Origin of the sequence: Campylobacter sputorum subsp. sputorum, from assembly GCF_008245005.1 — a bacterium.
Taxonomy (GTDB): domain Bacteria; phylum Campylobacterota; class Campylobacteria; order Campylobacterales; family Campylobacteraceae; genus Campylobacter_F; species Campylobacter_F sputorum.
Genome location: NZ_CP043427.1, coordinates 1,135,056 through 1,148,140 on the forward strand (window position 1 = coordinate 1,135,056; position 13,085 = coordinate 1,148,140).

General features: G+C 30.4%; 14 protein-coding genes. All 14 read left to right on the forward strand.

Annotation, left to right across the window (positions count from 1 at the left end):
* Positions 1–95 precede the first annotated feature (95 nt).
* Positions 96–638 carry a flagellar basal body-associated protein FliL gene (fliL, locus tag CSPT_RS05715; RefSeq protein ID WP_089182713.1) on the forward strand — a complete coding sequence of 181 codons (543 nt, stop codon included), beginning with the start codon at positions 96–98 and terminating at the stop codon, positions 636–638.
* Positions 635–985, forward strand: a complete 351-nt coding sequence (gene acpS / locus CSPT_RS05720) for a holo-ACP synthase (RefSeq protein ID WP_089182714.1) — start codon at positions 635–637, stop codon at positions 983–985. Before fliL ends, acpS begins: the two co-directional genes overlap by 4 nt.
* Positions 985–2,385: a murein biosynthesis integral membrane protein MurJ gene (gene murJ / locus CSPT_RS05725; RefSeq protein ID WP_089182715.1), complete on the forward strand. Its 1,401-nt coding sequence runs from the start codon at positions 985–987 to the stop codon at positions 2,383–2,385. The genes acpS and murJ overlap by 1 nt, the downstream gene beginning before the upstream one ends.
* Positions 2,369–3,751, forward strand: coding sequence for a cysteine--tRNA ligase (cysS, locus tag CSPT_RS05730; protein ID WP_089182716.1), 1,383 nt, complete (start codon positions 2,369–2,371; stop codon positions 3,749–3,751). The genes murJ and cysS overlap by 17 nt, the downstream gene beginning before the upstream one ends.
* The gene (locus tag CSPT_RS05735; protein ID WP_089183327.1) at positions 3,748–5,478 is read left to right on the forward strand and encodes an ABC transporter ATP-binding protein; all 1,731 of its coding nucleotides are present in this window, start codon (positions 3,748–3,750) and stop codon (positions 5,476–5,478) included. The genes cysS and CSPT_RS05735 overlap by 4 nt, the downstream gene beginning before the upstream one ends.
* A complete protein-coding gene (locus CSPT_RS05740; protein WP_089182717.1) occupies positions 5,478–6,533 on the forward strand; it encodes a quinone-dependent dihydroorotate dehydrogenase in 1,056 nt (351 codons plus the stop codon). The genes CSPT_RS05735 and CSPT_RS05740 overlap by 1 nt, the downstream gene beginning before the upstream one ends.
* Positions 6,534–6,542: 9 nt before the next feature.
* Positions 6,543–7,793, forward strand: coding sequence for a M16 family metallopeptidase (locus tag CSPT_RS05745; RefSeq protein ID WP_089182718.1), 1,251 nt, complete (start codon positions 6,543–6,545; stop codon positions 7,791–7,793).
* 23 nt (positions 7,794–7,816) lie between these two features.
* Entirely contained in the window at positions 7,817–8,686 is an 870-nt protein-coding gene (gene dapA / locus CSPT_RS05750; RefSeq protein ID WP_374188419.1) for a 4-hydroxy-tetrahydrodipicolinate synthase, read from the forward strand.
* Positions 8,686–9,465: an enoyl-ACP reductase gene (locus tag CSPT_RS05755; RefSeq protein ID WP_089182720.1), complete on the forward strand. Its 780-nt coding sequence runs from the start codon at positions 8,686–8,688 to the stop codon at positions 9,463–9,465. Before dapA ends, CSPT_RS05755 begins: the two co-directional genes overlap by 1 nt.
* Position 9,466: 1 nt before the next feature.
* Positions 9,467–10,006 (forward strand): CDP-diacylglycerol--glycerol-3-phosphate 3-phosphatidyltransferase, encoded by a 540-nt coding sequence (gene pgsA / locus CSPT_RS05760; RefSeq protein WP_033915891.1) that lies wholly within the window; start codon positions 9,467–9,469, stop codon positions 10,004–10,006.
* A gap of 78 nt (positions 10,007–10,084) precedes the next feature.
* Positions 10,085–10,522, forward strand: a complete 438-nt coding sequence (gene flgB / locus CSPT_RS05765; protein WP_089182721.1) for a flagellar basal body rod protein FlgB — start codon at positions 10,085–10,087, stop codon at positions 10,520–10,522.
* Positions 10,523–10,531: 9 nt separating this feature from the next.
* Positions 10,532–11,026: a flagellar basal body rod protein FlgC gene (gene flgC / locus CSPT_RS05770; RefSeq protein WP_089182722.1), complete on the forward strand. Its 495-nt coding sequence runs from the start codon at positions 10,532–10,534 to the stop codon at positions 11,024–11,026.
* 6 nt (positions 11,027–11,032) lie between these two features.
* A complete protein-coding gene (fliE, locus tag CSPT_RS05775; protein WP_089182723.1) occupies positions 11,033–11,326 on the forward strand; it encodes a flagellar hook-basal body complex protein FliE in 294 nt (97 codons plus the stop codon).
* A complete protein-coding gene (locus CSPT_RS05780; protein WP_089182724.1) occupies positions 11,326–13,083 on the forward strand; it encodes a peptidoglycan D,D-transpeptidase FtsI family protein in 1,758 nt (585 codons plus the stop codon). Before fliE ends, CSPT_RS05780 begins: the two co-directional genes overlap by 1 nt.
* Positions 13,084–13,085 lie beyond the last annotated feature (2 nt).

The following is a 13,085-nucleotide window of genomic DNA, read 5'->3' on the forward strand; positions in this document are numbered from 1 at the left end:
ATAAGGGCTATTTTAAACACCATTATAAAAATACAAAATGATTGTTTAAATATTTTTAGATATAATGTCAAAATTAAATAAAAATTTAAGGAATTATGATGGCTGAAGAAGAAAAAGAAGAGAAAAAAGAAAAAAAGGGTGGTAGCAAAAAAGTAATTTTAATAATAGTAATAGCATTATCTTTTGTGATTTTGCTTGTGCTAGGAGTTATTGTTGGACTTATGCTATCTTCTCATCCAGAGCAAGAAGTACCAGCAAAGACAAAAGCGGATTCACACAAAACACAACCAGCACCAAAGCCAAATACATCTGTAAGATACAGCGATTTTATGAATATTGGCGTAATGTATCCAATGGATCAATTTGTTGTAAATTTACTCAGCGAAAGCGGCTCTAGATACCTTAAAACTTCAATAGATTTTGAACTTAGCATAGAAACTCTAACACCAGAAATGGATAAGAAAAAGTCCATAATAAGAGATATTGTCATACGCTCACTTTCATCTAAAACCATCGAAGAAATCAGCACAACAAAGGGTAAAGAGCGATTAAAAGATGAAATAGTTGGGAAAATAAATGAAATTTTAACAGATGGCTATATAAAAAATGTATATTTCACGGATTTTATCATTCAATGATAGGAATAGATATCATTGCCATAAAAAGGATATCTGATTTAAAACTAAAATATGGTGATAAGTTTTTATATAAATTCTTAAATAAAGATGAGATAAACATAGCAAAAAGTGAAGCCACTATAGCTGGTTTTTTTGCCGCAAAAGAAGCTTTTGCTAAAGCTTTAGGTTGTGGTATAAGCAAGGAGTTTTCTTTTCACGATGTTGAAATTTACAAAGATAGCAATGGTGCTCCATTTTTAAAAATAGCTCAAAAAATTAAATCAAATTTTGATATACAAAACGCAAACTTAAGCATAAGCCACGATGGTGGTTTTGCCATAGCTGCTGTTATTTTACAAAAAAAATAATGCTAAAACATTTTTTTACAAACAGCTTTGGTATACTATTTTCAAGAATTTTAGGCTTTTTAAGAGATATGCTAACAGCTGCGATTTTAGGTGCTAGCGTATGGAGTGATATATTTTTTATAGCGTTTAAATTGCCAAATCTTTTTAGAAGACTTTTTGGCGAAGGTGCATTTACTCAGGCTTTTTTACCAAATTTTGTATCAACAAATAAAAAGGGGCTTTTTAGCATAGAAATTTTACTTAAATTTCTATGTTTTATCCTACTTTTAAGCCTTACAGTTATGCTTTTTGCTCCACTTTTTACAAAGGCTTTAGCTATAGGTTTTGATGAAAATATGATAAATTTAGCAGTTCCGCTTGTAAAGATAAATTTCTGGTATTTAAGTTTTATATTTTTAGTAACTCTTTTTGCTTCTATGCTCCAATACAAAGGGCATTTTGCAACAACTGCTTTTTCAACTGCACTTCTTAATATTTCTATGATTTGTGCACTATTGCTATCTTATGGAAATGACCAAAAAACTGCGGCATATTATCTAAGTTATGGCGTGGTTATTGGCGGATTTTTACAGATGCTAACCCACATAATAGCACTTAAACACATAAAAATGCTGCGTATTTTACAAGGTGGTTTTATTAAATTTAAAAAAGGGCTTAGAGCTAAAACTGATGGTTTTTGGAAAAATTTTTATCATGGAGTTATAGGCTCATCTTCAGCACAAATTGGTGCTTTTATAGATACTTGGTTTGCTAGTTTTTTGGCAACTGGTAGCATTAGCTATTTGTATTATGCAAATAGAATTTTTCAACTCCCCTACTCTCTTTTTGCCGTAGCCTTAACAACAGCTGTTTTTCCAAAAATTAGCAGACAAATCAAAGCAAATTCATATGAAAATGCACTAAATTTAATGAGCAAATCGTTTCATTTTTTGCTTGCATTTTTACTTTTTTCTAGCATTGGCGGCATAATGCTTAGCTATGAAATTACTTGGCTTTTATTTGAAAGAGGCGAATTTAATTCACAAAATACCAAAGAATGTGCTCAAGTTCTTAGTATGTTTATGATTGGACTTATTGCTTTTGGATTAGCAAAACTTTTTTCTTTATGGCTGTATGCAAAAATGCAGCAAAAATTGGCAGCAAAAATATCCATATATAGTCTTTTAATAAATTTGGTTTTCTGCCTTTTACTGATAAAACCTCTTGGTGCTGCTGGACTTGCACTTGCTAGCTCTATTTCGGCGTTTTATCTGCTTTTTATGAATATTAAGATTTTTTCGTTTAATAATTTTTTGGCTATAATAAGTGCTAAAAAAATTTTAATCATTTTTGCACTTTGCGTGTTAGAAATATTGATATTATTAGTTTTTAAGGGTTTTATAGATGGTTATATACGATAGTGCCAAAAAGAAAAAAGTTGAATTCAAACCAATCAAAGATGGTGAAGTTAGAATGTATGTGTGCGGTCCAACCGTTTATGATGACGCACATTTGGGACATGCAAAAAGTAGCGTTAGTTTTGATCTTTTAAGAAGAGTTTTTATATCGCTTGGATATAAAGTTAAATTTGTAAAAAACTTCACAGATATTGATGATAAAATTTTAAAAAAGATGGATGAAAGTGGTAAAAGTTTAGAAGAAATAACATCTTTTTATATACAAAGATATCTTGATGATATGGATAAATTAAATGTATTAAGAGCAGATTTTGAGCCAAAAGCTACACAAAATTTAGATGAAATCATATCATACATAGAACTTTTGATAAAAAATAATTCAGCTTATATACTAAATGATGGCGTATATTTTGATACATCAAAAGATAAAGATTATCTATCTTTAAGCCATAAAAACGATAGTGAAGATAATATAGCAAGAGTTAGCTCAAATGAAAATAAAAAAAATGAAAAAGACTTTGTTCTATGGAAATTTGATGAAAAATGGTATGAAAGTCCTTTTGGCAAAGGAAGACCGGGATGGCATACAGAGTGTGTTGCAATGATAAAAAAACACCTTGCTTATGATAATGAAACACTCATAGACATTCACGCAGGCGGTATGGATCTGCTTTTCCCACACCATGAAAACGAAGCAGCACAATGCAGATGTGCTGAGCATAAAAACTTGGCAAAATACTGGATGCATAACGGCTTTGTGCAAATAAATAATGAAAAGATGAGTAAATCTCTTGGAAATAGTTTTTTTATAAAAGACGCTCTAAATATCGTATGTGGGGAAGTTTTGCGATTTTATTTAATAAGCACTCATTATAGAGCAAATTTTAACTATAACTTGCAAGATTTACTTGCAAGCAAAAAAAGGTTAGATAAAATCTACAGATTAAAAAAGAGAGTTTTAGATGTAAAGCCTAGCATGGTTGATGAGAAATTTAAAATAGAGCTTTTAAAAGCACTAAGTGATGATTTAAACTCATCTCTTGGGCTTGCAACACTTGATATGATGGTAAGCTCAGCAAACGAATATCTAGATAAAAACCCAAAAGATAAAAACTATAAAGCAATAGTTTTAGCAAATTTAAATTTTGCTAGCGAAATTTTAGGTATTTTGCAAGTTGATACCACCGAGTATTTTCAATTTGGTGTGGATGATAAAACAAGAGAAAATATTTTAAATTTAATAACACAAAGAAATGAAGCAAAAAAAGAAAAAAATTATCAAAAAGCAGATGAGATAAGAGATAATTTAATGGATTTAGGAATTTCCATTATGGATACACCAAATGGAACTATTTGGGAAAAGCTATGAATGGCATAAGGGATATTTTTAAAAGATTTTTACCATATTTTAAAGACTATGTACCTCAGTTTTCATTGGCTATCTTAGGCATGATTATGGCTGCAGCTGGTTCTGCGATTTCTGCGTATCTTGTAAAGCCCGTTTTAGATAAAATTTTTGTAGAAAAAAACGAAGATATGTTATACATTTTGCCTTATGCAATTATCGCAATTTATTTTATAAAAAGCCTTGGAACTTATATGCAAGCTTACTATACGGCATATATCGGGCAAGATACCGTTAGGAGATTCAGAGAAAAACTGCTTGGAAATTTACTTAGACTAGATATGGAATTTTTTAGCCAGTATAGAGTTGGGGAGCTCGTAAGTAGAAATATAAATGATATTGAGAGAATAAGAAGCGTTGTATCTTCTATGATTCCTGAGTTTATAAGAGAAGTTATAACTATTATTGGGCTTTTGTGCGTTGTGCTTTATCAAAGTTTAGAATTATCATTTTTTGCACTAATTATAATGCCTCTTGCGGTTTTTCCTATATCCAAACTTGCTAAAAAAATGAGGAAAATTTCAAGATCTTCTCAGGAAAAAACATCCGATATTAGCTCGTGTTTAAACGAAATTTTTACAAATATAGAAATCATTAAATCAAAAAATGCTGAGGATTATGAATTAAATAGATTTTCAAAAGAAAATGATAAATTTTTCAAACTAAATTTAAAAAGTGTAAAAATAGGAGAAATCGTTAGCCCTATAATGGAAACTCTCGGCTCGATTGGAATTTCCGTAGTTATTATATTTGGCGGAAAAGAAGTAATTGATGGAACTTTAAGTGTAGGAAGCTTTTTTTCCTTTCTAACAGCACTTTTTATGCTATACACACCACTAAAAAGAATTTCCAAACTGCACAACAGTATGCAAGATGCCATAGCAGCAAGCGAAAGAACTTTTGAGCTAATAGACAAACACCCTAACATACTAAGCGGAAAAGAAGAATTTCCACAAGATATAAACACAATATCTTTTAATAATGTTTATTTAAAATATAAAGACAAAGTTGTATTAAATGGCGTAAATTTGATAGTAAAAAAAGGCGAACTCATAGCAATAGTTGGTAAAAGTGGTGGCGGAAAAACATCTATCATAAATTTACTTATGAGATTTTATGACCCTATAAAAGGCGACATTTTAGTAAATGATCAAAACATAGCAGAATTTGACATAAAGTCTCTTAGAAAAAATATAGGCTTTGTTTCGCAGCGTGCTTATATATTAAACGATACTGTTGCAAAAAATGTATGTTATGGAAACGATTTTGATAAGCAAAAAGTTATAGATGCTCTAAAAATGGCAAATGCCTTAGAGTTTGTAAATAACTTAGAAAATGGCATAGAAACGATACTAAACGAATTTGGAACAAATTTAAGTGGCGGACAAAGACAAAGAATAACAATAGCAAGAGCACTTTATGATAATCCTCAAATTTTAATTTTTGATGAAGCAACAAGTGCATTAGATAATGAAAGCGAAAAAGTTATAACAAATATCATAAGAAATCTCTCAAATAATAAAATAATATTTGTTATAGCCCATAGAATGAGCACGGTAGAAGATGCGGATAAAATAGCAGTTGTAAGCAATGGTAAAATAGTAGCTTTTGGTAATGATAAAGAGCTTTCAAATAGTTGTGAAATATATAAAAATTTAAAAGGAACCATTATCACGGATAAGGAAAATTAATGCAATATAATACTATAAAAAATATATTTTTCAAATTTGATCCAGAAACCGCACACCATATAGCAGAAATAGGCTTAAAATCAGCATCAAAATTTCCATTTGCTTTAAATATACTCAAAAAAAATTTTACCTATAAAAATGAAATTTTAAATCAAAATATATTTGGACTAAATTTTCCAAATCCAATTGGTATTGCAGGCGGATTTGATAAAAATGCAACTATGATAAAATCTCTTTTTGCACTTGGTTACGGGCATATTGAATATGGCACACTAACCCCAAAACCACAAAGTGGAAATGCTAAACCAAGATTATTTAGACTTATAGAAGAAGAAAGCATTCAAAATGCAATGGGATTTAACAATGATGGCTCAGTGGTTATAAAAAATAGGATTGAAGATATTTATCCATTTGAGATACCGATTTTTTGCAATATAGGCAAAAACAAAATAACACCAAATGCTGAGGCTATAAATGATTATATAAATTTAGTTAAAATTTTTAGCGAAATTAGCGATTCTTTTGTCATAAACATAAGTTCGCCAAATACGCCAAATTTAAGAGACTTACAAGAAGAAAGCTTTATAAATGATCTGTTTTTAGCCATAAAACCGCTAACAAGCAAGCCAATTATCTTAAAAATATCTCCTGATATGAGTATAGAAAAAAGTTTGCAAATATGCACAACTGCTATAAAAAATGGAGCAAATGGAATAATACTCACAAATACAACCATTGATTACTCTCTAAGTAAAAATGCTAAAAATTTTGGAGGCATTAGTGGACAACTTCTAAAAAACAGATCAAAAACACTTTTAAAAGAACTTGCAAAAGAGCTTTTTGGTAAAACTATACTCATTAGTTCTGGTGGCATAAATAACGCAGATGAAGCTTATGAGAGAATTAAACTTGGAGCAAATTTAGTTCAAATTTACACAGCTTTTATATATAATGGACCTAGAATTTGCTATAACATAAACTCAAAACTTGCAGAAATGATAAAAAAAGATGGATATGAAAATATATCGCAAGCAGTCGGAGTAAATTTAAAATAAAGGGATATTATGCTTAATAAATTTAATAAAAAAATACTAAAAAATAAAATGGAAATTTATCACATACCTGTAAATATGGGCTCAAATGTGATAAGTGTTGATATATTTTATAAAGTTGGTTCAAGAAACGAGATAATGGGAAAAAGCGGAATAGCTCATATGCTAGAACATTTAAATTTTAAATCAACTAAAAACTTAAAAGCTGGCGAATTTGATGAAATAGTAAAAAGCTTTGGCGGAATTGATAATGCATCAACCGGTTTTGATTATACACACTATTTTATAAAATGCTCAAAGCAAAATTTAGAAAAATCTCTATATCTTTTTAGTGAACTTATGGAAAATTTAAATTTAAAAGATAGAGAATTTCAGCCAGAAAGAGATGTTGTTTTAGAAGAAAGAAGATGGAGCACCGATAATACGCCTATGGGATATCTATATTTTAGGCTTTTTAATCACGCTTTTTTACATCATCCATACCATTGGACGCCAATCGGATTTTACGATGATATACAAAACTGGGATATAACAGATATTAAAAACTTTCACTCTACTTTTTATCAACCCCAAAATGCGTTTTTAATAGTAAGTGGCGATATAGACAAAAAAAGTGTTTTTGATTTAAGTAAAAAATATTTTGAACGCATAAAAAACAGATCAAAAATACCAACCACAATATGTAAAGAACCATTACAAGATGGTGCAAAAACAATCTATCTAACAAAGCAAAGTGATGTTGAGATGATAGCAATAGCTTATAAAATCCCACCTTTTAATCACGAAGATAGCGTTTGCCTAGAAGGATTAAGTGAGTATTTAAGTAACGGAAAAAGCTCACTTTTACAAAGAGTTTTAGTAGATGAAAAAAAACTAGTAAATCAAATTTATGCTTACAATATGGACAATATTGATGAGAGTCTTTTTATAATAATAGCAATTTGCAACAATGAAATCAAAGCAGAACTTGTAGAAAAAGAGATAAATTTATTGATAGAAAAAACAAAAAATGATACAATAAGCAAAGATGATTTTACCAAAATCAAAAATAGTATAAAAGCAGAACTTATCTACTCTCTTCAAAGTGCTAGTAAAGTTAGTTCTCTTTATGGTAGTTATATAGCAAAAGGTGATTTAGAGCCACTTTTAAACTTAGAGAGTAAAATTGAGGCATTAGATTCTAAAATGTTGCAAGAATGTGCACAAAAATATTTTGTCAAGCATACATCAACAACAGTAATTTTAAGAAAGGACAACAAGTGAGCAAAAAAGTATTAATAGGTGCAATGACCGCCATAATTACTCCTTTTAAAAATGGGAAAATAGATGAGGAAACCTATGCCAAACTTATAAAAAGACAGATAGAAAATGGCATTGATTGCGTTGTTCCTGCTGGAACAACTGGCGAGAGTGCAACACTAACTCATGATGAACACAGAGCTTGCATTGAAATTGCAGTTGAAATATGCAAAGGAACAAATACTAAAGTTTTAGCAGGTGCTGGAAGCAATGCAACACATGAGGCTATATCGTTGGCTAAATTTGCTCAAGAGCAAGGTGTAGATGGTATACTTTCTGTTGCACCTTATTATAATAAACCTACACAAGAAGGGCTTTATAGGCATTATAGCGAAATTTCAAAAAATGTAGATATACCAGTTTTATTATATAATGTTCCAGGAAGAACTGGCTGTGATATACAAACTAATACTGCTATAAGACTATTTAATGATTGCCAAAATATTTATGGCGTTAAAGAAGCTAGTGGAAATATAGATAAATGCGTTGATTTACTAGCACATGAACCAAATATGGTTGTTATGAGCGGAGAAGATGCAATAAATTATCCAATTTTAAGCAATGGCGGCAAAGGCGTAATTTCTGTAACTTCAAATTTATTACCAGATTACACAGCTAAACTTACTCATTTTGCGTTAGATGAACAATTTTCAAAAGCAAAAGCTATAAATGATAAGCTATATAACATAAATAAAATAATGTTTTGTGAAAGCAATCCAATACCAATAAAAGCTTCTATGTTTATAGCAGGATTGATACCTGTGCTTGAGTATAGATTGCCACTTTGTGAACCTAGTAATGAAAATATGAAAAAAATTGAAAATATTATGAAACAATATGATATAAAAGGATTTTAATGGATAATTTTTACAAAGGTAAAACACTAGTTATAAGCGGTGGAACTAGAGGAATTGGCAGAGCCATACTACTTAAATTTGCTAAAGCTGGTGCAAACATAGCTTTTACTTACAATTCTAATGAAGAGTTAGCACAAACACAAGTAAAAGAGTTAGAAAAAGAATATAATATAAAAGCAAGATGTTATGCGTTAAACATACTAGAACCAGAAACATATAAAGAGCTTTTTTTAAAAATTGATGAAGATTTTGATAGAGTAGATTTTTTTATCTCAAATGCTATAATTTCAGGGCGTGCAGTTGCTGGAGGATATACTAAATTTATGAAATTAAAGCCAAGAGGCATAAATAATATTTTTACAGCAACAGTCAATGCTTTTGTAGTTGGTGCACAAGAAGCTGCAAAAAGGATGGAAAAAGTTGGTGGCGGATCAATAATATCCATAAGCTCAACTGGAAATAGAGTTTTTATAGAGAATTATTCAGGTCATGGAACTTGTAAAGCAGCGGTTGAAGCAATGGTAAGATATGCAGCAACCGAGCTTGGAGAAAAAAACATCAGAGTAAATGCAGTTAGCGGTGGACCAATAGATACAGATGCTTTAAAAGCATTTACAAATTATGAAGAAGTAAGAGATATTACAGCCAAACTTAGCCCACTTGGTAGAATGGGTCAACCAGAAGATTTAGCTGGAGCATGTCTGTTTTTATGCTCAAAAGATGCTAGTTGGGTAACTGGGCATACATTGATAATAGACGGCGGAACAACATTTAAATAATATGTTAAACATACCGAATATTTTAGCTTTTGCAAGGATTTTCCTTGCACCACTTATGTTTTATATACTTCTTGAGATAAAAAATCCAACTATTCACATAAGCTGGTTAAATTATTTTGCTACACTTGTTTTTGTTATAGCATCTATTACTGATTTTTTTGATGGTTATATAGCAAGAAATTGGAAACAAACAACGAAACTAGGAGAAATAATTGATCCATTAGCAGATAAAATGTTAACATTAGCTGCATTTATGGGTCTTATGATGATAGGCAGAGCAAATCCATGGGCTGTTTATTTGATATTAGTAAGAGAGTTTTTCATAACAGGCTTTAGAGTTTTTCTGGCAAGCGATGGCGTGAAAGTAGCTGCTTCTATGACTGGAAAAGTAAAAACTGTTTTTCAAATGATAGCAATAGGTTTTTTATGTATGAATTGGTATGGCGGATCTATTTTACTATGGATAGCGGTTGGACTAACTTTATATTCTGGTTTTGAATACATAAATGGATACTGCAAACATTTAAACCAAAAAAAATAATTATTGTATTCTAAGTTTATTCAATAATCAATTTTGGAACGAAATTTGCTTGTAACCTATAAAATAAAAAGGATTAATATGTTTGCAGGAATAAATACGACTAAAGCAAAACCACTTTTAGAACAAGCATTATCTGGTAGAAATTTAAGAAATCAGCTCATATCTAGCAATCTAGCAAATGTAAGCACACCTTTTTATAAAGCAAGAGATGTTGATTTTGAATCTGCTTTAAAAGAAAAAGTTGAAGAAATATATAACAATAAACAAAATCAAATATTGCAATTAGCTCAGACAAACGACGCCCATTTTCCAAGAGTTGATTTTCCAAAAAATAGTTTTGGAACAATTTATCTAAGAGATGGTCATATGGCTAGAAATGATGCAAACACGGTTGACTTAGATGTAGAAACTTCAGAAATGAGTAAAAATGCAATGATGATAAGTGCTATAGATGCCGCACTTAGTAAAAGTGGTGCGATATTTAAGGCAGTAATCGAAGCAAGCGGTAAAATTTAAGGATAAATTATGGCATATTTAAGTGATTTTGATATAAGCGGATACGGTCTTAGTGCACAAAGATTTAGAATGAATGTGATTAGCTCAAATATAGCTAACTCTCAAACCACAAGAACAGCAGAAGGTGGTCCTTATAGAAGAAGAGAAGTTATATTTAAAGCATTTGATTTTAACAAAGAACTAAATAATCAGATTAAAAAAAGCCATAATATGTTAGAATACTCAAATCCACTTGATGATTCAGACTCACCAAAAAATGGCGATCCATCTATCATGAGTGTAGTAGTTGATAAGATAGTAAGAGACGATAAGGATTTTATAATGAAATATGACCCATCTCATCCGGATGCAAATACAAGAGGATATGTTGCATATCCAAATATAAATCCAGTTATCGAAATGTCTGATCTTATAGAAGCAACAAGAGCGTATCAAGCAAATGTGTCAGCTTTCCAAACAACAAAAAGCATAACACAAAGTGCGATAGATTTATTAAAAGGATAATAAACTATGAATAATATAAATAAAATAGATCTTAATACACACATAGGCGATAAAAATTTAAATAAAACTTCATCAAGCAATGGAGAATTTTCTAAAATGCTTGATAATTCATTAAAAGAGTTAAATGAAGTTCAAGTAAATGCAGATAAAGCTTTAGCAAATCTTGCAACAGGGGAAGTAAAAGATTTACATCAAGCAGCCCTTGCTATAAGCAAAGCAGAAACAAGCATGAAATTAATGTTAGAAATAAGAAATAAGGCATTAAGCGCATATAAAGAGATATCAAGAACACAATTATAATGATAGCTAGACAATCAAAAATAACTATCGTTTTCTTGCTTGTCTTAGCAGCTTTTCTAATACTTCTTGTAGTGTTTTTTTATAGAGCAACTCTTGATAGGCGTATAGTAGGTCGTATAGCAAGCGATTCTGATACATCCATAAGAGGCGATATAATATCAAAAGATGGTTTTAGAGTTGCGACTACTCAAAAAATTTTTGATGTAAAAATTGATACAAGAAGTCTAAATCCAGATAAAAAAGATCTGTTTATACAACTTTATTCTATATACACAGATGATAATCCAAACAAAATAAAAAAAATTATAAATAGTAAAAAAGGATATGTTGTATTATCAAAAAACATATCCTCAAAAACTGCAGCACATCTAAAAGAACTTGGAAGATTTTTTTCAACAAACTCAGTTTTTATACCTTTTGTTGATGATAATGGTAGAAAATACGATGCACAAGCAATGGGTATCATAGAAAAAGGAGAGTATAGAGTTTATATGGCACAAGATAGCCTAACGCCATCAATAGGCTATGTAAAAGAAGTGATAAAAAATGGAATTATAAAAAGAGAGGGTGTAAAAGGTATAGAAAAATACTATGATGATTATTTAGCATCTATAAAAGACGCTCAGATTGTGGGTTCAAGAGATTTAAGCAATAATATAATAATAGATAAACCAAATGATCTTGGACAAAGAATAGATGGATATAATGTGATATTAAATGTATCTCTAAAACTACAAAAAATGACCGAGCATATTTTAGATACTATGATGAAAGACATAGAGGCTAGAGAGATAGTTGCAGGAATAATGGATAGTAAAACTGGCGAAATGTTAGCACTTGCTACTACAAATAGATATAATCCATCAAACATCAAAAAAGAAAATTATAGAGCATTAAACTCGACTTCTAGCGAATACGCATATGAACCAGGTTCTGTTATAAAGCCTATTGTTTTTGCGTATTTATTATCCGCAAACAAGGTAAATCCGCTAGAAACAATTGATACACACAATGGTGTATATAAACATGGTAAAAGCACTATAAGAGACAGCCATCCTGCAAAAAGTATGAGTGCTGAAGAGGTTATAATATACTCTTCAAATATAGGAATGGTTGAGCTATCAAAAAGAATATCTGGCGAAGAACTTTATATGAATTTCATAAAATTTGGATTTACAAAAAGATCTGGCATAGATTTACCTTACGAACAAAGAGGGATAATACCGAGCTTATCAGAGCTAAATTCTGAAATTTATAGAGGAACTGCAAGTTATGGTTATGGCATACAAACTACATTTTTGCAACTTCTAAGAGCTTATGCTGTTTTTAATAACAATGGTTATCTTGTAACACCGCAACTAGTATCAAATTTGCAAAAAGATGGAAAATTATACAAAGGAAGGCCTATTCCACCACAAGAGCAAATTTTAAGTGAAGATGTTGCAAAAAGAATGAAAAATATACTAGTTAGAGTTGTTAAGGATGGAACTGGTAAAAAAGCTGATATAGAGGGTTTAAATATAGGCGGAAAAACTGGAACTTCTCGTATAGCTGTTGGCGGAGGATACTCAAAAAGTCTTTATAATGCTTCATTTTTTGGATTTGCGGATGATAAATTTGGACACAATTATACTATAGGGGTTTTTGTAAGAGAACCAAAAGAAGGTAAGATTTATGCCTCACAAAGTGCCATTCCTATATTTAAAAGCATTGTAGAGCTCTTAATACAAGAACAGCAACTCATACCTAGTATATAAAT